This is a genomic window from Gordonia sp. CPCC 205515 (assembly GCF_048537925.1).
Taxonomy (GTDB): Bacteria; Actinomycetota; Actinomycetes; order Mycobacteriales; family Mycobacteriaceae; genus Gordonia.
In genome coordinates this window covers 127357-148606 of record NZ_JBCLVJ010000011.1, presented here as the reverse complement: position 1 = coordinate 148606, position 21250 = coordinate 127357, and the positions used below count along the sequence as shown (strand labels likewise).

At 67.2% G+C, this 21250-nt stretch carries 22 protein-coding genes and 1 tRNA gene; 19 read left to right on the top strand and 4 right to left on the bottom strand.

What is annotated here, in order from left to right:
• Positions 1–3: 3 nt before the first annotated feature.
• The 4 genes from AAFP30_RS18205 (at position 4) to AAFP30_RS18190 (ending at position 3045) form a co-directional block, all read left to right on the top strand.
• A complete protein-coding gene (locus AAFP30_RS18205; protein WP_419231392.1) occupies positions 4–501 on the top strand; it encodes a MarR family winged helix-turn-helix transcriptional regulator in 498 nt (165 codons plus the stop codon).
• A 7-nt stretch (positions 502–508) separates the two neighbouring features.
• The gene (locus AAFP30_RS18200; RefSeq protein ID WP_419231391.1) at positions 509–1837 is read left to right on the top strand and encodes a DUF2254 domain-containing protein; all 1329 of its coding nucleotides are present in this window, start codon (positions 509–511) and stop codon (positions 1835–1837) included.
• A 64-nt stretch (positions 1838–1901) separates the two neighbouring features.
• On the top strand, positions 1902–2567 hold the full coding sequence (locus AAFP30_RS18195; RefSeq protein ID WP_419231390.1) for a nitroreductase family protein: 666 nt from the start codon (positions 1902–1904) through the stop codon (positions 2565–2567).
• 37 nt (positions 2568–2604) lie between these two features.
• On the top strand, positions 2605–3045 hold the full coding sequence (locus tag AAFP30_RS18190) for an SRPBCC family protein (RefSeq protein ID WP_419231389.1): 441 nt from the start codon (positions 2605–2607) through the stop codon (positions 3043–3045).
• Between the two features lie 4 nt (positions 3046–3049).
• Here AAFP30_RS18190 and AAFP30_RS18185 read toward each other — a convergent pair whose 3' ends face one another.
• Entirely contained in the window at positions 3050–3982 is a 933-nt protein-coding gene (locus tag AAFP30_RS18185; protein ID WP_419231388.1) for a LysR substrate-binding domain-containing protein, read from the bottom strand.
• Positions 3983–4079: 97 nt separating this feature from the next.
• Here AAFP30_RS18185 and pcaH point away from each other — a divergent pair, with 97 nt between their 5' ends.
• The 7 genes from pcaH to cobF all read left to right on the top strand — a co-directional run bounded on the left by pcaH (position 4080) and on the right by cobF (position 9974).
• The gene (pcaH, locus tag AAFP30_RS18180) at positions 4080–4844 is read left to right on the top strand and encodes a protocatechuate 3,4-dioxygenase subunit beta (protein ID WP_419231387.1); all 765 of its coding nucleotides are present in this window, start codon (positions 4080–4082) and stop codon (positions 4842–4844) included.
• The gene (gene pcaG / locus AAFP30_RS18175; RefSeq protein ID WP_419231386.1) at positions 4841–5563 is read left to right on the top strand and encodes a protocatechuate 3,4-dioxygenase subunit alpha; all 723 of its coding nucleotides are present in this window, start codon (positions 4841–4843) and stop codon (positions 5561–5563) included. The genes pcaH and pcaG overlap by 4 nt, the downstream gene beginning before the upstream one ends.
• A gap of 137 nt (positions 5564–5700) precedes the next feature.
• Positions 5701–6138 (top strand): SRPBCC family protein, encoded by a 438-nt coding sequence (locus tag AAFP30_RS18170; protein WP_419231385.1) that lies wholly within the window; start codon positions 5701–5703, stop codon positions 6136–6138.
• A 206-nt stretch (positions 6139–6344) separates the two neighbouring features.
• Positions 6345–6417: transfer RNA gene (locus AAFP30_RS18165), tRNA-Arg, on the top strand.
• A gap of 335 nt (positions 6418–6752) precedes the next feature.
• Positions 6753–8282 carry an LGFP repeat-containing protein gene (locus AAFP30_RS18160; RefSeq protein ID WP_419231384.1) on the top strand — a complete coding sequence of 510 codons (1530 nt, stop codon included), beginning with the start codon at positions 6753–6755 and terminating at the stop codon, positions 8280–8282.
• Positions 8283–8379: 97 nt separating this feature from the next.
• Positions 8380–9207 carry an SDR family oxidoreductase gene (locus tag AAFP30_RS18155; RefSeq protein WP_419231383.1) on the top strand — a complete coding sequence of 276 codons (828 nt, stop codon included), beginning with the start codon at positions 8380–8382 and terminating at the stop codon, positions 9205–9207.
• Positions 9208–9212: 5 nt separating this feature from the next.
• Positions 9213–9974: a precorrin-6A synthase (deacetylating) gene (cobF, locus tag AAFP30_RS18150; RefSeq protein ID WP_419231382.1), complete on the top strand. Its 762-nt coding sequence runs from the start codon at positions 9213–9215 to the stop codon at positions 9972–9974.
• 10 nt (positions 9975–9984) lie between these two features.
• Here cobF and AAFP30_RS18145 read toward each other — a convergent pair whose 3' ends face one another.
• Positions 9985–10725, bottom strand: a complete 741-nt coding sequence (locus tag AAFP30_RS18145; protein ID WP_419231381.1) for a 3'(2'),5'-bisphosphate nucleotidase CysQ — start codon at positions 10723–10725, stop codon at positions 9985–9987.
• Positions 10726–10750: 25 nt separating this feature from the next.
• Between AAFP30_RS18145 and AAFP30_RS18140 the strand changes: the two genes are divergently transcribed.
• On the top strand, positions 10751–11638 hold the full coding sequence (locus tag AAFP30_RS18140) for a DNA-formamidopyrimidine glycosylase family protein (RefSeq protein ID WP_419231380.1): 888 nt from the start codon (positions 10751–10753) through the stop codon (positions 11636–11638).
• A gap of 8 nt (positions 11639–11646) precedes the next feature.
• Positions 11647–12312: a response regulator transcription factor gene (locus AAFP30_RS18135; RefSeq protein WP_419231379.1), complete on the top strand. Its 666-nt coding sequence runs from the start codon at positions 11647–11649 to the stop codon at positions 12310–12312.
• Here the strand turns inward: AAFP30_RS18135 and AAFP30_RS18130 are convergent.
• Positions 12297–13760 carry a sensor histidine kinase gene (locus tag AAFP30_RS18130; RefSeq protein WP_419231378.1) on the bottom strand — a complete coding sequence of 488 codons (1464 nt, stop codon included), beginning with the start codon at positions 13758–13760 and terminating at the stop codon, positions 12297–12299. The genes AAFP30_RS18135 and AAFP30_RS18130 overlap by 16 nt on opposite strands.
• A gap of 116 nt (positions 13761–13876) precedes the next feature.
• On the opposite strand from AAFP30_RS18130, the gene AAFP30_RS18125 reads away from it, so the two are divergent.
• The 6 genes from AAFP30_RS18125 (at position 13877) to AAFP30_RS18100 (ending at position 20586) form a co-directional block, all read left to right on the top strand.
• On the top strand, positions 13877–15607 hold the full coding sequence (locus tag AAFP30_RS18125) for a thiamine pyrophosphate-binding protein (protein ID WP_419231377.1): 1731 nt from the start codon (positions 13877–13879) through the stop codon (positions 15605–15607).
• Positions 15604–16269, top strand: coding sequence for an SRPBCC family protein (locus AAFP30_RS18120; RefSeq protein WP_419231376.1), 666 nt, complete (start codon positions 15604–15606; stop codon positions 16267–16269). The genes AAFP30_RS18125 and AAFP30_RS18120 overlap by 4 nt, the downstream gene beginning before the upstream one ends.
• Positions 16266–17294: a 3-oxoacyl-ACP synthase III family protein gene (locus tag AAFP30_RS18115; RefSeq protein WP_419231375.1), complete on the top strand. Its 1029-nt coding sequence runs from the start codon at positions 16266–16268 to the stop codon at positions 17292–17294. Before AAFP30_RS18120 ends, AAFP30_RS18115 begins: the two co-directional genes overlap by 4 nt.
• Positions 17291–18340, top strand: a complete 1050-nt coding sequence (locus AAFP30_RS18110) for a pyridoxal phosphate-dependent aminotransferase (protein ID WP_419231374.1) — start codon at positions 17291–17293, stop codon at positions 18338–18340. The genes AAFP30_RS18115 and AAFP30_RS18110 overlap by 4 nt, the downstream gene beginning before the upstream one ends.
• An 18-nt stretch (positions 18341–18358) precedes the next feature.
• The gene (locus tag AAFP30_RS18105; protein ID WP_419231373.1) at positions 18359–19108 is read left to right on the top strand and encodes an SDR family oxidoreductase; all 750 of its coding nucleotides are present in this window, start codon (positions 18359–18361) and stop codon (positions 19106–19108) included.
• Between the two features lie 113 nt (positions 19109–19221).
• Positions 19222–20586 carry a trypsin-like peptidase domain-containing protein gene (locus AAFP30_RS18100; protein WP_419231372.1) on the top strand — a complete coding sequence of 455 codons (1365 nt, stop codon included), beginning with the start codon at positions 19222–19224 and terminating at the stop codon, positions 20584–20586.
• On the opposite strand, the gene AAFP30_RS18095 is transcribed toward AAFP30_RS18100, so the two are convergent.
• The gene (locus AAFP30_RS18095; protein WP_419231371.1) at positions 20583–21179 is read right to left on the bottom strand and encodes a hypothetical protein; all 597 of its coding nucleotides are present in this window, start codon (positions 21177–21179) and stop codon (positions 20583–20585) included. The genes AAFP30_RS18100 and AAFP30_RS18095 overlap by 4 nt on opposite strands.
• Between the last annotated feature and the right edge of the window lie 71 nt (positions 21180–21250).

The window sequence follows — 21250 nt, the reverse complement described above, 5'->3', positions numbered from 1 at the left end:
TGGGTGAGCATCCCCGCCGTGCCCGACATCGTCGACCGGATACAGCAGGAGTGGGCGCAGGCGTATCCCCAACTCGATGCTCAACCGATCGGGGTGCTCGGCCGGATTCAGCGCATCGCCACAGTGGCCAGTCAGCGCCTCGATCGGAACCTGGAAGTCCATGGGGTGACGCGATCGGAGTTCGACGTCCTCGGGGCACTGGCGCGCGCGGACCGCCCCCTGCGAGCCAGCGAAGTGGTCTCCACGACGATGCTCAGCGGTGCCTCGATCACCAAGCTGACCGAGGGCCTGTCACGGCGCGGCTTGCTCGAACGTCGGAAGTCCGAACGCGATGGCCGGGTTGTGCTGCTGGCGGTCACCGATGAGGGCCGCGCTCTGGTCGATGCCGAGATCCCGCGACGACTCGCCGACGACGAACGCATCCTGGCAGACCTTGCGCCCGACGAACGCGAGCTGCTCGCCAGCCTGCTCCGCCGGATCTCGGTTTCGATGGGCGAGTAGCGCACTCATGCGAATCCGGTTCGCGCGGCTACGCGATGCCTTCTGGTTTGTGCCCCTGCTCCTCGTGATCGCCGGCATCGTGCTGGCCGAGGTGCTGGTAGCTGTCGACCGCCATCTCAACCGGCACCTGAGTGGCGGCTGGGGACTGCTGACCTTCCACGTCGGCGTCAGTGGCGGACGCGACATCCTCGGCACGATCGGCGGCTCGATGCTGGCCGTGGCCGCCACATCGTTCTCCATCACCATCTCGGTGCTGGCCACCGCCAGCTCCACCTATGGGCCTCGGCTCGTCCGCAACTTCATGAACGACCGGGGCAACCAGGTCGTGCTGGGCATGTTCGGTGCCACCTTCGTCTATTCACTGATGGTGCTGCGGTCCATTCGTGGCGGCGCATCCGTCGAAGCCGATTTCGTTCCCGACCTCGCGATCAACGTCGCGGTGCTGTTGGCGGTCATCGACGTCCTCGTGCTCGTGTACTTCATCAACCACATCGCGGCGTCGATCCAGGTATCGACCCTGTCGGCGCGCGTGCGTTCAGAACTCGACGCGGTGGTGACCAATCTGTATCCGGCCGAACAGCCCGACAACGCGCAAGCGGCACCGACGCCGGCAGGTGGCCGGGCGATCATCGCAAAGGCCTCCGGCTTCGTCGTCGGCATCGACGAGACAAGGTTGCTGCGGACGGCCGGCCGCTGCGACGCGATCCTCGCCGTGCGGGTCCGACCGGGAGATCACGTGGTGAGCGGTGACGTGATCGCGAGCGTCCACCCGTCGGATCCGCACACCGGAAACGTCGACGACGACACCTTCGAATCCGTGGAAACCACCACGTGCCGCACCATCGAGCTCGGGGACACCCGCACCCCCCATCAGGACATCCAGTTCGCCGTGCAGCAGCTGACGGAGATGGCGGTGCGGGCAGTCTCGCCGGGGACCAACGACCCGTACACCGCGCACAACGCGCTCAACGAGTTGGCGGCCGGGCTGGTGCCCCTCGTGCGTCGGCCGACACCGGACCTGGGCCGGGTGGATTCCGACGGCACGGTGCGGCTCATCGTGACCCGACTGCCGGCGACCGAGTTGATCGACGACGTCTTCAACGCGATGCGGACCTACGCCCTGGATGCACCCATCGCGATGACGGCGGCAATCCTGCTGGCCCGACGGCTCGGGCAGGCTGCGCACGACGACGTGGTTCGTGATCGCGTGATGCACCATCTGGAGCTCATCGATGCGAGTCTGAGCCGCGTCGAGGACCGCGAGAACGCCGAGTTCATGCACGGCGAGATCGTCGAGGCACGACAGGCTGTCATCGCGGCGGCTTCGTCGGACTGACGTCGAGCCGGTCGCCCCGGCGCATGTCTGCGTGCGGGGTACGGCGGTTACCTACTGTGGAGACATGGAACTCTCCGACGTCATGCGCGCGACGTTCGCCGCGCGCGAGTTCACCGACGACCCGCTGCCCGACGACGTGCTCTACCGCATCCTCGACAACGCGCGATTCGCGCCCAGCGGCGGTAATCGGCAGGGCGCGCACATCGTCGTCGTCCGCGACGACGCCACCAAGGAGCGCATCGCCGAACTCGGCAAGCCGTGTGTGCGGCACTATGTCGCGCAACGGAATGCGGGGGAGAAGCCGTGGAACCCGGTGCATCCCACGGCAGTTCCGCAGGAGGTGATCGATACCACCGAGGTGCCCGCCAGTTTCGTCGAACCGATCCGCACCGCGCCGGTCGTGCTCGTCGTCTCGGTGGATCTCGCGGTGGTCGCCGCCGTCGATCAGAATCTCGACCGCGTCGGTGTCGCCAGTGGCGCGTCGATCTATCCGTTGGTCTGGAACATCCTGCTCGGCGCGCGGGAGGCGGACTTCGGCGGCACGGTCACCACCATGGCCGTCCCGGAGGAGCCGGCGGTCAAAGAGCTGTTGGGCCTGCCGGATACGCACGCGTTGGCGGCGGTCATCCCGCTCGGGAAACCGGTGCGGCAGCTGACCAAACTACGCCGCCAGCCCGTCGAGGAGTTCGTGACGGTCGGTACATTTGGCGGGCCGGCGTTTCAACGCTGACGCCAACGAGGGGGAGAGCAATGAGGGGGAGAGTTACGTGACGAGCATTCACCGAACGTCCGTGGTCGCCGCGCCGCGGGATGCCGCGTTCGCCTATGTCAACGAGCACGGCAACGTACCGAAGTTCTTTTTCGGCATCAGCAAGTTCGAGCCGGTGACCGAGAAAACGGAGGGACTGGGCTCGCGGTTCGCCGTCGAGATGACGATTGGGCCGAAGGCGATCAAGGCGACCGTCGAGACCACGAAGTGGGTGGCGAACGAGCTGATCGAGATCACGGCGATCGACGGCTTCCGCGCCGACACCACTTGGACGTTCAGCGACGTCGACGGGGGGACCGAGATCGACGTCACCTTCGACTACCACCTCCCCGGTGGCCTCGCCGGCCGGGCACTGGGGCTGGTCATCGAACCTGTTGTGGGACAAGCGGTTCGGCACACGGAATCGAGTCTGACGGAACAGATCGTCGCCTCGCTGTGAGACGCTAACCGACGTGCGCGCGCAGTAGTCTGAGGAAGTCTTCGACCGCGGGTTCGGGGTCCTGCCCGACGGCCCGCAATACCCCGACCGGCTCTTCGGTGCCCGCGCTCGAGATCGGGAGGCGGGTGAGGATGCCGCGGGCCACGTCGTCGGCGATGGTGCGCTCCGGAATGACCCACACCGCGTCCGAATCCAGCGTGACCTGCCGAGCCACCGACACCGAGAGCGTCTCGAGCCGGCCGTGCGGCATCTCCACGCCATGACTCCGGAAGAGGGCCTCGGCGTGCGCGCGCGGCACCGTGGCCGCGGGCGAGACGATCATCGGATGCGTGACCACGCCGGCCATGGCGACGTCACGGTTGCCGGCCAGGGGATGGCCGGTGCGGACCGCCAGCGCCAGCGATTCCGCGTAGAGCAACTCGAAGGTGAGCCCCCCGCGTGAGCCCACCACCTGCGGATCCGGGATGCGGCCGACGACGCAGTGGTGATCACCGTTGAGCAGTGCCTGACAGAGCGCGGCGTTGGTGTCGGTCACCACGACGACGTCGGTGTCGGGGTGGATGCGCCGGAACTCGGCCAACGTGCCGGGCAGGATGCCGGTGGCCACCGTCGGCAGCGCACCCACACGCAGTGTCGCGCGCGGCGTGATGCCCCCGGCGAGCTGCTGGGCCGAGACGTCGAGCTGCGTCAGCGCGTCGGATACCTCGAGAGCATGGCGGAGGAACTGCTCGCCCGCGCCGGTCAGCGTGGCGCCGTGCCGCCCGCGATCGAAGAGCCGTGCGCCGACGAGATTGTCCAGCTCGGAGAGGGTTTTGGAGACCGCGGGCTGGGTGAGGTGCAGCTCGTCGGCGGCGCGCCCGATGTGCCGGTGGCGGGCGACGGCGAGAAAGCACGTCACGTGCCGCAGCTTGAGGTTGTCGAGCAGCCGAGATTGCATGACAGAAAGTTATGGAAAATGCGTTGAAAGGTCAATATACATAACCTGGGATCGCCAATACGCTGTGTGTCAGCCCACAGTTTGGAGGACGACCGACATGAGCGTCGACAACACCCTGATCACCCCGCAGACGGTCGGGTTCGGCCCCGTGACCCGCCGCGTCAGCGAGGTGCACCCGCCGGCCTACACGCCCGGATACAAAACGAGCGTGCTGCGCTCCCCGAAGAACGCGCTGATCTCGACCGCGCCGACTCTCTCGGAGATCACCGGCCCGGTGTTCGGCGAGAACGAACTCGGTGAACTCGACAACGACCTGATCCTCAACTACTCCAAGTCCGGTCTGCCGATCGGCGAGCGGATGGTCATCCACGGCTACGTCCGCGACGAGTTCGGGAATCCCGTGTCGGGCGCATTGGTGGAGGCGTGGCAGGCCAACGCCGGCGGACGCTACCGCCACAAGAAGGATCAGTACCTCGCGCCGATCGACCCCAACTTCGGCGGCTGTGGCCGGATGATCACCGACTCCAACGGCTACTACATGTTCCGCACCATCAAGCCGGGCCCCTACCCGTGGAAGAACCGCCACAACGAATGGCGTCCCGCCCACATCCACTTCTCCATCAACGGCGACGCCTGGGCGCAACGCCTGATCACCCAGATGTACTTCGAGGGCGACCCGTTGATCGACCGCTGCCCGATCGTGGCGACGATCCCGAATCGCGACCAGGTGCAAGGCCTGATCGCTCGCGAGGACGTGGCGAACTTCATCGGAATGGACTCACGGACTTACCGTTTCGACATGACCCTGCGCGGCCGCGCCGCAACCTTCTTCGAAGATCACATCCCGGGAGCCCGCCGATGACCTCGCAATTCACCCGCCAGCAGCAATCCTTTGCACCCACACCGGGATTCGACTTCCAACCGGTGTCCTACGCACCTGCCGCCCAATTCAACAAGCCGCAGAACTTCCCGGAGACGGCGTCGCAGACCGGTGGCCCGTACGTCCACATCGGTCTCGCCCCCAAGCAGGCCGGGTTCGACATCTTCGAGAACAACTTCGACAACGTGCTCGTCACCGACGAGACCCGCGGCGAACGAATCACTCTGGAAGGCAGGATCTTCGACGGAAGTGGCACGCTCGTCCGCGACGGCCTGATCGAGATCTGGCAGGCCAACGCCGACGGCAAGTACTCCCATCCGGCCGACGGACAGGATCGTCAGCTCGACCCGACGTTCCGCGGCTGGGGCCGCACCGGCGCCGACTTCGATTCCGGTGTCTGGTCATTCGAGACGATCAAGCCGGGAGCCGTTGCCGGACAGGGGCGCTCGCAGGCACCGCACATCCTGATGGTGATCTTCGCCCGCGGCATCAACATCGGCCTCAACACCCGGATCTACTTCGACGACGAGGCCGACGCCAACGCCGGCGACCAGATCCTCAATGCCATCGAGTGGGAGGTCCGTCGGGAGACGCTGATCGCCAAGCGGTCCGAACGCGACGGCAAGGTCGTCTACACCTTCGACATTCGTATCCAGGACACGCCGGACGGCGGCAAGGAGACGGTGTTCTTCGACGTGTGAGCGGCGCGGAATCGGGTGGGCACTAATGGTGTGTCTCGGAAATACGTGACTAGTCTCCGTCGGCTCGATCGGCGCCTGGCTGCGTTGTCGTCGGTCACGATCACCTATTTCCGAGACACACCACTAGTCTCTTCGGTATGGCGAAGACCAGTGCCTCCGTTTCTGTCGACCTGAGCCCCGACGACGTTTTTGCGGCCGTGTCGGATCTGTCGCGGTTCGACGAGTGGCTGATCCTGCACGGCGGTTGGGGCGACGAGGTTCCGGTTTCCGACGAATTGGTCGCGGGCACGCGGGCCAGTTCCGTGGTCAGCGCCAAGGGCACGCCGATCGGGTTCGACTGGGTGATCGACACGTTCGATCGTCCCCGTCGAATCCGGTTCTCCGGAAAGGCGAAGGGCGGCGTGAAGGCGAAGATCGACCTGACCATCGAATCCGTGCGTGACGGTTCCACGCTCACCTTCGTACTGGATCTGGGCGGTCTGCCGCTGATCGGACCGGCGGGAAAGCTCGCCGTCAAAACCCTCCATCCGGATGTCGAGGAGTCGCTGAAGCAGTTTGCCGAAGTGTTCGGCTGACGTCAGCGATGCCGCGGCCGCAGGCTATTACCGGCTCGAACGCCCACCCGCCCCGGAACCCTCCCGAACGCGGACGGAACCCGCCGTGACGTAGACTTTCCACCGTCCAACCGGCTGCCCAGCAGCAGATTGGACGCCGACTGGGGTGAGAATCGAGCCGGAAACTCACAAGCTTGTGGTTTCCTCCACGACTTCACCCAGTCCCCGCTCTCGTAGCTCAGGGGATAGAGCACGGCTCTCCTAAAGCCGGTGTCGCAGGTTCGAATCCTGCCGGGAGCACACCTGATCACACCGACATCTGGTCGGCGTGCCCTCCTGGCGGGTTCTACACGGCCGATGTCTGTCAATTGCCGAGATTCTCAAATCAACAAGGTCCGAGCTTTTCTTACATGCGCGCCACGCATATTCGTGATCGTTCACCGCCATGTTGGTGTACTGATTATTCGATTACCGCGGTGTGCTGGAAATAATTCGAGCGAAGCGCATTCCGGACACGATTTGGACACCACTTTGGCGGAACGCGGCGTGGCCTCCGTCTCATTGCGGCACATTGTTTGGTTGGCGGGTCCTCCGCCGTTCCAACATGACGAGGTCGAGGTGGAATGACTACTTCAATGACACGACGACGTGTTCGGGCCCGTGGCCTGGCACTCGGCTTCATCGCGGCGGCAGGTACAGCGCTGCTGATGGCGCCACACGCATCAGCTGATCCGCAGAGTGACGCCACGAGCGCGATCAATCAGTTGGCCGGACAGATTCAAAGTGGTGACGCGGACACTGGTCACAACGATTCTGGACTCGGCCAAAAAGAAGGCACCGTCACACCCGTAGGCGACGGCTTCCAACAAAAGTACAGCGGCGGCACCATTTATTGGTCCGAAGACGACGGCGCCAAGGTGCTATATGGCGCAATCGACGCCAAATACGGTGATGAGGGCGGCCCGACCGGCAGCCTCGGATTCCCGAGCGAGAGCGAAGGCCCGGCGGAATACAAGCCGAGCAGTCGCGTCGCTTCGTTCGCCGCACAGGATGATCCCAAGATCTACTGGACGTCGGCCGACGGAGCGTGGGTGGTCCGCGGACCGTTCACGGCAGCCACGGACAAACTCGGTGCCACCTTGGGGGCGCCGACCGCGGACATGACGACCAACGGTGACGTCATGACCCAAGAGTTCGCCAACGGCACTCTCACCTACAACAAGGCGACCGGTGCGTGGACCAGTGCCCCGGACGCTGCGCTGGCGGCCGGACTCACCGGCCTTGCCATTCCGGGCATGCCGAACGCGAGTATGCCGAACATGAGCGCCCCGAATATGAGCGCGAACGTGAGTGCACCCAACATGAGTGCGCCGAACATGAGCGCACCCGACATGAGTGCCCCGGCGGTCAGTGCGCCCGATGCCGACACCGGTGGCTTCAACTGGTGGTGGCTGATCATCCCGATTCTGCTGATCCTCGCAGGTCTGTTGCTCGCGTGGCTGCTGCGTCGTCGGAAGCCGACCGTGAGCACGCCGGATGCGAACCTGCGTCGCCCGGCCGCGGCCGCCCCGACAGCTCCCAAGCCGGATCTGAAGATGACCGCAGCCGGAACCGCTGCCGCTGCTGCGGCCGGTGCCGCGGCCGCGGGTGCGGCCATGAAGGCACGTCGCGACGCCAACGTGGTGCCGGATGCGGACGACAAGACCGCGCACTACGGCGAGCACAGCCCCGATCCGTCGCCCGAGGCGTATCACACGGTGTCCGGTGGTGACACGACGAATGTCGTGCCCGATCAGGATCCGAACACGCCGAGTGGTTACGGCGAGCACAGTCCGGACCCGTCTCCCGAGGCCTATCACGGTGCCGGTGGTGCGGCGGCCGGTGCCGGCGCCGCAGCAGCAGGTGCGGCCGCGGCGGCATCCGGCGGCAAGGGCGACGGTGTCGGCAACTACCTGAAGGGCGGCGTCGAGACGCCGGTACCGGTCGGCGGACATCTGCCGCTCGACGACCCGAGCAAGGCACCCGAGGGCTATCCGATCAAGGGTGACGCCAACTCCGGCGTCTATCTCACGCCGGATCTCGACGCCTATCACACCACCACCGCGGAGATCTGGTTCGCGACCGAGTCGGCCGCCGAGGCCGCCGGCTTCAAGCGCGGTTCCTAGAGAGGAGTTGATCACCGCTGCGCGGTGACCGGTGAGGGGCTCGGCAGCACATGCCGGGCCCCTCGTCGCTGTCGGAGGCGCAGGCTACGGTGTGTGCGTGACTGCAACCGGAGCGAGTACCCCGAAGGTCGTCCTGGTCACCGGGGCGTCGAGCGGCATCGGTGCGGAGGTCGCGCGGCTGTTCGCCCAGCGCGGCCACACCGTCTACGGCACCAGCCGTCACCCCGACAAGGTCGCCGACCCGATCCCCGCGGTGCGCTACGTCCGCCTCGACAACGCCGACTACGCCGTCGCGGCAGAATGCGCCGCCGAGGTCGGCCCGATCGACATCCTGGTCAACAACGCCGGGGAAAGCCAGGCCGGCGCGCTCGAAGACACCCCGATGGACGCCATCGAGCATCTGTTCGCGGTCAACGTGTTCGGCCCGATCGCCCTGACCAAAGCCGTGCTGCCCGGCATGCGGGAGCGTCGTCGGGGGACCGTGGTGATGGTCGGCTCGATGCTCTCGAGTTTTCCCGTCGCCTTCCGGTCGAACTACGCCGCAACCAAATCCGCGCTCAAGGCCTACGCGCTGGCCACCCGCCGCGAGGTCGCGCCGTACGGGATCCGGATGATCGCCGTCGAGCCGGGCACCATCGCGACCGGTATCGGCGACCGCCGCAGCGTGTATGTGGCCGACGAGTCGGTCTATCGCGGCGAATACGAGACGCTGGCCGCCGCGACCCGCCGCAACGAGGACGACGGCATCAGCGCGTCGGCGATGGCGCAGGTCATCGTCGACGCAGCGCTCGCGGAGCATCCGAAACCCTTCTACGCCAAGGGAAATCGAGCCGAGATCGTCTTCCTCCTGCGTCGGCTGGTGCCGCGGCAACTGATCCTGGACCTGACCGCCCGCACACACGGACTCCGCCGGATCAAGTTCTGACCACCATGCGGATCACCCTGCGCGTCATCGGAATCGGCCCCGGCAATCCGCGCCAGATCACCCTCGAGGCGATCGACGCGATGGCGGGGGTGGACGCCTTCCTCGTGCTCGACAAGGGTGCGGACAAGCAGTCGCTGGCGGCGGCACGACGCGAGATCCTCGACCGCTACGCACCCGACGGGCATCGCGTGATCGAGATCGTCGACCCGCCGCGCGACCGGCATCCCGCCGACTACGACGCCGAGGTACGACGATGGCATGCCGCCCGCGCAACGCTTTTCGCCGAGGCGCTGACCGCGACGGTGCCCGACGGGGGAGTCGCGGCGTTCCTGGTCTGGGGCGATCCGGCGCTCTACGACAGCACCCTGCGCATCGTCGAGGACATCACCACCCACACCGACCTCGACATCGCGCTCGAGGTGATCCCCGGTGTCACCAGCGCCAGCGCGCTGACCGCAGCCCACCAGATCCTGGCCAATCGGATCGGCGAATCGATCCACATCACCACCGGGCGCAGGCTTGCCGACACCCCGGCCGGTGCCGACACCAACCAGATCGTCATGCTCGACGGCGACCTCGCCTTCCGCCACACCGCCGACCCAGCCGACCACATCTGGTGGGGCGCCTACGTCGGCACCGACGACGAAATCCTCGTCGCCGGCACCGTCGGGGAGGTCGGCGACACGATCGCCGAGGTCCGGGCCGCCGCGCGTCAACGTCTGGGCTGGATCATGGACATCTATCTGCTGCGCAAAGCTGTCGACTGATCGTCCGCGGCTACCAGACCTCACCGAGCGCGGCCATCAGTTCGTCACGAATCTCGGTGCGGCAGATGACGAAATCCGGCATGTAGGGCTGCGGCCGGTTGTAGACGATGGGGGAGCCGTCGAGCCGGCTGCAATGCAGGCCCGCGGCGAGCGCGACACCGACCGGGGCGCAGTTGTCCCACTCGTACTGTCCGCCGGCATGCACGTAGGCGTCGACGTCGCCGCGCACGACGGCCATCGCCTTGGCGCCGGCAGATCCGATCGCGATCATGTTCAGCGACAACTGTCGTGACACCCACGCGGCTTCGTAGGACCCGCCGTAACGGGATGCCGCCATTCGTCGGGTGAGGTCACCGGTCGGCGGCTTGACCGTGTCGGAGCGGAACACCTCGTCGACGGCCGGCAGCGCGACCGCCGCGGACGTGACCTCGCCACCTTCGGTGAGCGCCACATGCACCGCCCAATCGGCGGTGCCCGAAGCGAACTCGCGGGTGCCGTCGAGCGGATCGATGATCCACACCCGATCGGCCGACGCCCGATCGCCGACGTCGTCGGCCTCCTCGGAGAGCACCGCGTCGTTCGGGCGATGGCGGTGCAGGACATTCGCGATCCACGCCTGGGCCATCGCATCGCCCACATCACCCAGGTGGCGGCCGGTCAGCAGGTTCCCGTGGCGGACCCCCACCAGGATCTCCCCGGCGCCGGTGGCCATGTGTGCCGCCAGGTCGGCGTCGGAAAGACGGGAGATCATCCTCCTACTAGAGCACACTGGAGGTATGCCTGAGCTTCCTGAGGTGGCTGCGATCGCGGATTTCGTGGATGGGCGTGCCGCCGGGTTTCCGATCCGCCGCGTCGACATCGCGTCGCTGTCGGTCCTCAAGACCGCCGACCCGCCGTACACCGCCCTGACCGGACGCATCGTGGAGTCGGTCGGTCGGATCGGCAAGTATCTCGTCATCCACACCATCCCCGGCGCCGAATCCGACCCCGAACCGTCGATCAATCTGGTCATCCATCTCTCCCGCGCGGGCTGGCTGCGCTGGAGTGATCAGTTGTCGCAGACCCCGCCCCGGCCCGGCGGTAAGGGTCCCATCGCCATCCGGGTGCACTGCGGGATGCCGGGCGAGGGGTTCGACGTCACCGAGGCCGGCACGCAGAAACGGCTCGCGGTGTGGATCGTGCGCGAGGTCGGTGCGGTGGACAAGATCGCCTCGCTGGGTCCGGATGCGTTGGCGCTGTCGCGGGCCGACCTCGCCGAGATCCTGTCGGCGACGACCGGACGCATCAAGAACGTCCTCACCGACCAACGGGTACTCGCCGGGGTTGGCAACGCCTACTCCGACGAGATCCTGCACACCGCGAAACTCTCGCCCTTCGCGTCGTCGAAGACCCTCACCGCCGAGCAACTCGATGCGCTGTACGACGCGATGCACTCGGTGCTGTACGACGCGATCGGTCGGCTCGACGGTCAGGAGGTGGCAAAACTCAAGTCGGAGAAGCGAACCGGGCTGCGGGTGCACGCCCGCACCGGTATGCCCTGTCCGGTCTGTGGGGACACTGTGCGCGAGGTGTCGTTCACCGACCGCTCCTTCCAATACTGTCCGACGTGTCAGACCGGCGGAAAAGTGTTGGCCGACCGCCGAATGTCGCGACTGCTGAAGTAGGTCACGGAGTGCACGCACTGGTGGTCGACGACGACATCCGCGTGGCGGAGACGGTGCGGCGGATGCTGGTCAGCGACGGGTGGGCGGTCACCGTCGCCCATGACGGCGTCGACGGACTCTGGCAGGCCACCGAGGGACACTTCGACGTCATAGTCCTCGACATCATGATGCCCGGTCTCAACGGCTACGACGTGCTGCGGCAATTGCGGGCGCGCGCGGTGTGGACGCCGGTGCTGATGCTCACCGCCAAGGACGGCGAGTACGACGAGGCCGAGGCACTCGACTTCGGCGCCGATGACTATCTGATCAAACCGTTCTCGGTGGTGGTGCTCAAGGCTCGGTTGCGGGCGCTGCTCCGGCGGGGGGCACCCGAGCGGCCGGCCCAGCTCGTCGCCGGTGATCTGGTTCTCGACCCGGCCGAACACCGGGTCCGCCGCGGTGACACCCCGATCACGTTGACGCCGCGTGAGTTCGCGGTCCTCGAGTTCCTCATCCGGCACCGTGGGACCGTGGTCTCCAAGACCGAGATCCTGCGATCGGTATGGGATGACAACTTCGACGGCGACCCCAACATCGTCGAGGTGTACATCGGATATCTGCGCAAACGCATCGATGCGCCGTTCGGTATCCGGTCGATCGACACGGTGCGCGGCGCGGGCTATCGGATCGGGTGAACGAGCCGGTCGCCGGCGCCCTCGGCGGCTCGCGCGGTGGGTCGGGCGGTCACCGGCAGGGTCACCACAAAAGTCGTGCCGTGGGGGAATCCGGCTGGCGGATCGTCGATCCGCACCGACCCGCCGTGGGCGCGGACGATCTCGTGCACGATCGACAACCCGAGCCCGGAGCCGCCGCGGTTGCGTCGGTCGACGTCGAGGCGGGTGAATCGTTCGAAGACCTGGGCACGCTGGTCGGCAGGGATGCCCGGGCCGTCGTCGGTCACCGCCATCGTCGCGATCTCCCCGTCGGTGGACATGTCCAGCACGATCTGTGTGGTGGTGTGGCGGGCGGCGTTCTCGGTCAGGTTCCGCAGGACGCGGGCCAGTTTCTCCCGGTCGCCGGATATCCGGATCGGCCGGATGGTCGTCTCCACCCGGGCCAGCCCGAGTGACCTCAGGCGGTGTGCTTCGGCGGCGACGAGGTCGTCGAGATCGACGTCGGTGATGCGCAGCGGTACGCCGTGTTCATCGGCGCGGGCGAGTAGGAGCAGGTCGTCGACCATGTCCTGCATCCGCTGCGCTTCGGGCAGCAGGATGGTCCGCACGGTCGGCAGATCCACTTCGGAGTCGGTGTCGTCGGCGAGGTCGAGGATGCCGACGATCGTGGTCAGCGGACTGCGCATCTCATGGGAGGCGTTCCCGACGAACCGCAATTGCGCCTCGTGACTGTGGTCGAGCCGCGACAGCATCGCGTTCATCGTGCCGGCCAGCCGGGTCACCTCGTCGTCGGTGCTCGGCACCGGAACCCGCCGGGACAGATCCGAACTGGTGATCGCGTTGACCTCCTCGGTGATCCGGGCGACCGGCCGCATCGCCCGCCCCGCGAAGTAGTAGATGGCGACCGCGGAGAAGATCACCAGGATCGGCAGCTCGACCGCGAGTACCAGTCCGGTGTTGAGCAGGCTCTGCCGATAGGGATTCGACGACACGGCCGAGAAGATCGTGTAGTGGTCGGCCTGGTAGGCCGCGCCGACGATCATGCCGCAGTACTCGTCGTGGCTGCCCGGGATCAGGGTGCCCTCGATCCGCTCGGTATCCCACGGCAGCGGCCGAAGATCGGTGAGCGGTGTCGTCGGGGCGCCGGGAGATGCGGCCACGACGTTCCCCTGCGCGTCGATCACCTGGATGACGCTGACGCCCGATCCGACGAGCAGGTCCTCGGGCAGGATGGCTGTCACTCCGCCGTCGTGGATGAGATCGGCCAACTCGTAGGCGCGATAGCTGGTGGCGTCGTACATCGTGCGACTGTCGGCCCGATGGAGCATGAACAACATCACGACCGCGCCGATGATGAGAGCGATTGCGACAAGACAGGTTCCGACGACGGTCGACCGCATGCGCACACCCTGGTCGCGGCGGAAGGCCGCCCGCCACCAACTGTGTCTCGCGTCCGAGGCTCCAGACATCACCACTCCCGACTTTGCTGGTGAAATCATCGTAGGCGGTCATTCGAAGAGCCGATAGATGCACGGACAGGCCGGTTTTCAGCGGTCCTTCAGGTTGGCCGTCGCACAGTGGAGCCATGACGATCACTTTGAGCGGCAAACGACACGCGCGACCGGCGTCGCCGCATGCGACGAACACTACCTCGGTCTCCGAATACGTTGTTGCGCAACTGGTGTCGATCGGTATCGAGGTGGTGTACGGCGTCCACGGGGCCAACGTGGAGGACCTCTACGACGCGGCGGTGCGAGCGGAGTCGCTGACCCCCGTTGTCGCCAAACACGAGTTCGCGGCCGGCGCGATGGCCGACGGCGTCGCCCGCATCACCGGGCGGCCCGCAGCGGTGATGACGACCTCCGGTGGCGGGGCGATGAATGTGGTGCCCGCCTTGGCGGAGGCATACGACAGTCGCGTGCCCGTGCTCGCGTTGATCGGCACCGCGCCCACCGCACTGGTGGGGTGCGGCGCGTTCCAGGACATGCTGTCGCCGCCGGACACGATCGACATCGCGGGGCTGCTGTCCTCGGTGGTCGGATCTTGCTCGGTGGTGTCGCACGCCGACGACGTGCCCGCGGCGCTCGCCACTGCGTTCGTCACGCTGCACCGAGGGCTGCCCGCAGCGGTGTTGCTGCCCAAAGACATTCAATCCGCGGAGCTGGGTGATCCGCATCTGGTGGCGCACGCGAATGCTTTCGAGGAGGCGACCGCTGAGGTGCATTCGGGCATGCGGCGCATCGCCGACGAACTCTGCGAGACCGTGCGTTCCGGTGGGCGGGTGTGCTTCTGGGTGGGTGAGGAGGCGTCGATCGCGCGCGTCGGTGCCGGGGTCGACCGGCTCGCCAACGCCGTGGGAGCCACCGTCGTCGCGTCGCCTGGTGGGCGGGACATTCTCTCCCACAACACATATTCCGCCGGTGTCACCGGCGTGATGGGACACCCGTCCGCGCACCGCGCGCTGGCCGACGCCGACCTGTGCCTGGTGCTGGGCTGTCGGATGACGATGACCGACCGCGCCGGTCTCGAGGATGTACTGCGCGACCGACGGGTCCATCACGTCGGGACCGAACCGCCACGGGCACCGGGGCTGGCTGAGCACGTGCCGGTGACCGACCTGTCCGACTCCATCACCTGGTTGGTGGAATATGTTTATCAGCAGGGACTTTCGCCCGCACAGCACAGTCTGCCGAGGGTGGAGTATCTACCGGTGGCACCGTCGGCGGTACCTCTCGACCTGCGTGCCGCGATCGACGAGATCGGTGCGGTCCTCCCTGCCGGCACCGCAGTGTTCGCTGACGCCGGGAACGCGGGTGCCGCGGCCATCCACTATCTGCCATGGGGGAGCGGGAGATTCGTGGTGGCCCTCGGTATGGGCGGTATGGGTTACGGGATCGCCGCCGGAGTGGGCAACGCGATCCGCACCGCCGCGCGCGGCGATCCCGGACGCACCGTCGTCGTTGCCGGCGACGGCTCGTTCTTCATGCACGGCATGGAACTGCACACCGCCGTCGAGCATCAAGCTCCGGTGACAGTAGTCATCCTCAACAACAACGCCCACGGCATGTGCGTCACCCGTGAGCATCTGTTCTTCCCGAACACCCCCAGTGTCAACCGATTTGCCTACAGCGACATCGCGGCGGGCCTGGCGGCGATGTTCGATGGGCTCACCGTCGCCCATGCCGCCGATCGTGCCACGCTGCGGCGTGCCGCCCGCGACCTGATGACGGTGCCCGGCCCAGCCTGCCTCGTCGTCGACGTCGATCCCGACGAAGTCCCCCCGTTTGCCCCATTTCTCCCGAAAGGTACATCATGACAACACTTCTGCCCGCCCTCGCCGATCTCGGCGACGAGGCCGCCACGCTGCCGGGCCTCACCCGCATCGAATCCCATCCACGGCCGGTGGCCACACCGATCATCTTGGATATGCTTCGCTCGGTCTACCCGCACGACAAGGTCTTCGGCGACTTCTGTCCGGTGCAGGGCTACGTCGACGCCCCGCCACGCGAACTCTACGAGTGGCTCGCCGACACCCGATCCCTCGAGGAGTGGACCTACAGTCTGCGCGGCTTCACCGAGACCGACGAGCCGGGACTGTGGGAGGCGCAGGATCGCTTGGGCGACAACACGATGATCTACACCCGCACCATCGCCAACCCCGACGCGATGACCGTCGACTACCACTGCGCCTGGGACCAGGGCCGGCACCTGTGGATGATCTACCTGATGCGGGTGGTCGACGCCCAGGCGGTCCTGGACAAGCCGGGGTCGGTGGTGCTCTGGACCAACTGCCGGCACCCCTTCTACGACGCCAACCCGTACCCGGAAACCGCGCCGCCGGAACGTCCGGTGTGGGTCGGCGACTTCTGGGACATGTTCTCCGCCGGACACCAACTCGAACTCGACAACCTTAAAGCCATCGCCGAATACCGGCACCACAACGACCTGCCGCTCACCCCCGATTGGATGCGCTCATGACCACCACCGCCCCACTGAGCCTGCTCGACCTGGCCTCCTACCTACCCGAGAGACGCGTCCCAGCAGAGTATTTCGCCGAGTATGCGGAGAATGACGACCTCGCCGGCAGTGTGATGTTCCGTGCCCCCGCCTTCCGGCACCACGCCGCCGACGGGGAGACCTCGGCGGACATGATCTGTAGTTCCGCGCGAATCCTCTTGCAGCGACACGGCGATGACTTTCTCGACGACGTCGATGTGGTGCTCACCCACAGTCAGCTCCCCGAGGTACCCATCCGAGGGTGCGGGGGAGAGGTGGCGCACCGACTCGGCTTGCGCCCCACCAAGGTGCTCGACGTCCACAACGGTGGCTGCGCCGCATTCATCCACCTGATCGACCTCGCCCGCGGACTGCTTGCCGCCGGCGGCGGACGGACCGCGTTGATCGCCCTCGCGCAGAACAGCGCGTCGCAGATCTTCACGCAGGAACAGGTGCGGGGCAAGCCGCAGGCGGCCATCCCCGGTGATGGGGCGGCTGTCGCGGTGGTGACACTCGCGGACGAGGGCGGCAGCCCGATCCTCGGCAGTGCCTGCCATTCCTACGGCGAATACTCCGGCGACATGACGGGGGTGTCGTATCCGCCCCGCAAATACTGGGAGGCCGGATCCGGACAGATCCACATCGGTTTCACCGAGGCGAAGATCGCCAAGGTGCTGGCGCGCGGCAACCGGATGGTGCCCGAGGTGGCGATGGAGGTCGCCGACGCCGTCGGCATCGCCCCGCCCGATCTCGACTGGTTCATCACGAACCAGCCCAATCGCATCTTCCTCCGGAATTGGCGTGAGGCCCTGGAACTTCCGGAGTCACGTCATCCCGACACCTTCGACGAATGCGGCAACCTCTTCGCCGTCGGCATCCCCGTCACCCTCGACACCGCGATCACCGACGGCCGCATCGGGACCGGCGATGTGGTGATGACTGCCGCCTTCGCCCACGCCGGTGACTTCGCGGGTGCCGCCGCGCTGCGCTGGGCAGGCCGGCCGTGAGTCCCCCGTTGCAGCCGGGCGCTGCCCCGCTCGCACGGGTGGTGGAGGGTGCGCGCCTCGACCTCAACGAGTCCGCCTATCCGCCGCTGCCCGCGGTGGCCGCGGTGCTGCGCGCCGGAATCCCCGACACCAACCGGTATCCGGACTTCCTGCCCGACCGCACGCGCCGACACATCGCCGAGCATCTCGGACTTCCGGACGAGCAGATCACCGTGGGTGCTGGCGCCACCGGCGTCGCGGTGTCGGCGCTGCAGGCCGTCGCCCGTCGCGCCGCTGCCCGCGGGATCGCCGCGCCGGCGATGGTGACCGCCCTCCCGACCTTCGACGGATACCCGATCCTGGCCGAGATGGTCGGGCTGCGGGTCGACGCGGTCGGGCTGAACGCCGACGGTGGCGTGGATCCGGCCGCGATGCTCGCCGCGATCACCGCGGAAACTGTTGTCGCCGTGTTGTGCTCACCGCACAATCCGACGGGATCGGTGATCGGGGAGCGGGCACTACGCGACTTCCTCGACGCGGTGCCCCGGCACGTGACGGTGCTGCTCGATCAGGCCTACATCGAGTTCTGCGACAGCCCACCGGATCTGCACCGGATCCTCGGCGGCCGGGACAACGTGCTGATCCTGCGCACCTTCTCCAAGGCGTACGGTTTGGCGGCGCTGCGGGTCGGGTACGGCATCGGAGGTGCCGTCGCCGCCGATGTCCGTCGATTCGAGGTGCCGTTCGCCGTCGGGCCGGCCGCGATGGCTGCGGTGCCGGTGGCGCTCGCCGCGAACAACCAACTGGCCGAACGTGTTGCGTCGACCCGCACGGAACGGGCTCGGATGGCTGCGCTGCTCGAGGACATCGGTGCTCCGGTACTGCCGAGCCAGGGCAACTTCCTGTTCCTGCCCGGTCCGGACGGTATCGCCATCGGACGGCTCCTGCGCAGCTGCGGCGTCGCCACCAAGGAGTGCGGGATGGCCGGGACCCGGATCACCATCGGTGACCGATCCGCCACCGACCGTGTCCTCGCTTCCCTGCGGACGACGGCCCTCACCGCGTAAGGCGTAACTTGGACAGCCGTGACCGCGACGACACGGCAGAAGATCCTCATCACCGGCGCGAGTGCGGGCCTCGGCGAAGGCATGGCCCGCCGCTTCGCCGACCGGGGTCGTGCGCTGGCGCTGTGCGCGCGGCGTCTCGACCGGCTCGACGATCTCGCCGAGGAGCTGCGTCCGTCCGCGGCGCAGGTGGCCACCGCGGAACTCGACGTCACCGACACCGACGCGGTGCCACGCGTCTTCGCGCGTCTCGCCGACGAACTCGGCGGCCTCGACCGGGTCATCGTCAACGCCGGGTTGGGCAAAGGGGCACCGGTGGGTAGCGGGAAGGCGGCCGCCAACATCGAGACGGTGCAGACCAACCTCGTCGGCGCGCTCGCCCAGGCCGAGGCCGCACTCGAGATCTTCCGCGCCCAGAACGCCGGACATCTCGTGCTGATCAGCTCGATGAGTGCCGTCCGGGGCCTACCGAAGGCGCAGGCCGCGTACTCGGCGTCGAAGGCCGGTCTGGCGACCCTCGGGCAAGGGCTGCAGGCCGAGTTCGCCGGTTCGCCGATCTCCGTGTCGGTGCTGTTGCCCGGCTACATCGAGACCGACATCAACCGCGGGGTGAAGACCGCGATGATGACCGACACCGACACGGGGGTCGATGCCATGGTCGCGGCGATCGAACGGGAGGCCGCATGGGCGCCCGTGCCGCGGTGGCCGTGGCTGCCGATCGCGCTGGCATTGCGGCATCTCCCGGGTTCGGTCACGCGTCATCTGATCTGACTGCCATCCGATCGAATGACTTTTCCGTCCGGGGCGGAACACAACTCGTTGCGCGAGCGTCCCGGATGCGACGATCAGTCGACGGTTTCGGTCAGGGTGAAAGTGCAGGCGACGTGAGATTTCGATGGACCCGCGTGTACCTCGCGGTCGTGGCGGGCCTGTGTGCAGTTGTCGCGTCCCATCCGGTGGCCTCGGCCGAGCCGGCGAAGGTGTCGATCGCCGATCGGGTCGGCCCGTCGCTGGTATTCATCTCGACCGAATACAAGGGTCGTGTGGAGATCCCGTTCACCTCGGGCGCCACCTGGACCGATGAGCTGACACTCAAATCCTCCTGCACCGGCTACATCGTTGATCCCACCGGCTACATCGCCACCGCCGGACACTGCGTCAACGCCGCCGACCCCGAGATCGCCGACGCCTTCCGCCAGGAGGCCGTGGTGGCGGTCGCCAAGGCGCAGAACCGCGACCTCAACTGGGCCCGCGACACCTACGCGATCGCCAAGAACAATCAGTGGCCGGTGCGCGGCGATGCCCAGAGCAGCAACCAGCCCGACCGCAGTGTGAGCATCAAGCAGCCCGCCGGACCGCACCGCACCTTCGACGACTGGACGACGGCACAGGTCATCGACTACCAGCAGTTCAAGGACGGCGACAATGCAGTCCTGAAGGTGAACAACACCTCCGGACCGCTGCCCGCCCTGGTGATCTCGGCGGTCGTGCCGGCTCCCGGCGACCCGGTCACCAGCATCGGTTTCCCGGCCGCGGTGCAGGGCACCAATGACACGTCGACGATCGCGCAGCCGTCGTACAAGACCGGCACGGTGTCGTCGCGGCAGACCGGTGATTCCGGGATCGCGCGCACCGAGGTGTCGGCCGAGATGGGCAAGGGCATGTCGGGTGGTCCGACCGTCGACGCCAATGCCCTGGTCGTCGGCACCAACTCGTCGGGGTCGTCGTTGGCCGACGACAATGCGACGTTCAACTTCATCACCGACAACATCGCGCTACGCTCCTATCTGCAGTCGCACGGGGTGACGCTGCAGGCCGCGCCGGTGGAGAAGTCGTCGTCGAATCTCTGGCTGTGGCTCGGACCGCTGATCGGCGTGCTCGTGGCGATGCTCGCCGGTCTCGTTGTCTTCCTGCTCCGACGCGGTACGAAGAAGACGCCTGCTGTGCCGTTCGGTCCGCCCGGATACGCCGGACCCGGCCCGCAGTTCGGTCCCGCGCAGTTCCCCCGACCGGGTGGCCCACCACCGCCGCGTCGTCCGGGTCCGCCGCCTCAGACGACGATGATGCCGGCACCGCCGCCGACACGCCGGGCGCCGAACCCACCGCAACCGCACTACCAGCAGCGGTCACCGCAACCTGCTCCGCCGCGGCAACCGCCGCCCAGTCGGCAGTTCTCGCAGCACAATCCGTATCCTCCGAATCCGAACCGGCCGGTGCCTGGTCCTCCTCCGGGTGGACCGTTGCGTTAGCCCGTGGCCGGAGTGCTCGCCGAGGTCGGCGGCGCCGGCGGTGCCCACACCACTGGACCGGACTTGTAATCGAAGCGCGGATCGCCGCTGGTGTCGGCCCAATAGATCACCTGGCGGAGCTTGGTGCCCTCATCGGCCACCGCCACCAGGCACAGCGCGTAGGAGTCACCGCGCCGCATCTTCTCCGGCGGTGCCGCCACCGGGCACTTCGCCAGACCGGGCGTGGGGGCGAGGGTCAGGGCCGGCGTCTTGCCGTCGGCGCTGCCGGCCAATCCCGTTGCGGTGGGGGCCGCGGCCGGGCGGGCCGCCAACGACGTCACCGTGACATAGAGGAAGTAGGGCACACCGCCCTTGGTCGTGGAGTCGGGCACGCCCTCGGCCGGGGTGATGCCGGTGACCGTGAACATCGCTGACGGACCTTGCGCGGCAAAGGCGTTCGCGGGTAACACCGCGCTCTGCCCGAAGAGCAGTGCGGTTCCGGGTGCGGTCCGCACCGGGGCGCCCGGCGCGGGCGTGACCGCCGCGGAGGTCGGCACCGAGGTGGGGGTTTCGGTCTCGGACGCCGTCGAGGACGTGCATGCGGTCGCGGTCACCGCGGCTGCTGCGATGACACACCACGCGACACTTGTCCGACCCCGCTTGACCGACCGCCAGAAGCTCACGT

Coding starts and splice junctions, on each gene's coding strand:
- AAFP30_RS18145 (WP_419231381.1), bottom strand. CDS start 10,725: ATGATCTCCCGTCTTTCCGACGCCGACCTGGCGGCACACATGGCCACC.
- pcaG (WP_419231386.1), top strand. CDS start 4,841: ATGACCTCGCAATTCACCCGCCAGCAGCAATCCTTTGCACCCACACCG.
- pcaH (WP_419231387.1), top strand. CDS start 4,080: ATGAGCGTCGACAACACCCTGATCACCCCGCAGACGGTCGGGTTCGGC.
- AAFP30_RS18195 (WP_419231390.1), top strand. CDS start 1,902: ATGGAACTCTCCGACGTCATGCGCGCGACGTTCGCCGCGCGCGAGTTC.
- AAFP30_RS18140 (WP_419231380.1), top strand. CDS start 10,751: ATGCCTGAGCTTCCTGAGGTGGCTGCGATCGCGGATTTCGTGGATGGG.
- AAFP30_RS18170 (WP_419231385.1), top strand. CDS start 5,701: ATGGCGAAGACCAGTGCCTCCGTTTCTGTCGACCTGAGCCCCGACGAC.
- AAFP30_RS18120 (WP_419231376.1), top strand. CDS start 15,604: ATGACAACACTTCTGCCCGCCCTCGCCGATCTCGGCGACGAGGCCGCC.
- AAFP30_RS18160 (WP_419231384.1), top strand. CDS start 6,753: ATGACACGACGACGTGTTCGGGCCCGTGGCCTGGCACTCGGCTTCATC.
- AAFP30_RS18115 (WP_419231375.1), top strand. CDS start 16,266: ATGACCACCACCGCCCCACTGAGCCTGCTCGACCTGGCCTCCTACCTA.
- AAFP30_RS18130 (WP_419231378.1), bottom strand. CDS start 13,760: ATGTCTGGAGCCTCGGACGCGAGACACAGTTGGTGGCGGGCGGCCTTC.
- AAFP30_RS18125 (WP_419231377.1), top strand. CDS start 13,877: ATGACGATCACTTTGAGCGGCAAACGACACGCGCGACCGGCGTCGCCG.
- AAFP30_RS18200 (WP_419231391.1), top strand. CDS start 509: ATGCGAATCCGGTTCGCGCGGCTACGCGATGCCTTCTGGTTTGTGCCC.
- cobF (WP_419231382.1), top strand. CDS start 9,213: ATGCGGATCACCCTGCGCGTCATCGGAATCGGCCCCGGCAATCCGCGC.
- AAFP30_RS18185 (WP_419231388.1), bottom strand. CDS start 3,982: ATGCAATCTCGGCTGCTCGACAACCTCAAGCTGCGGCACGTGACGTGC.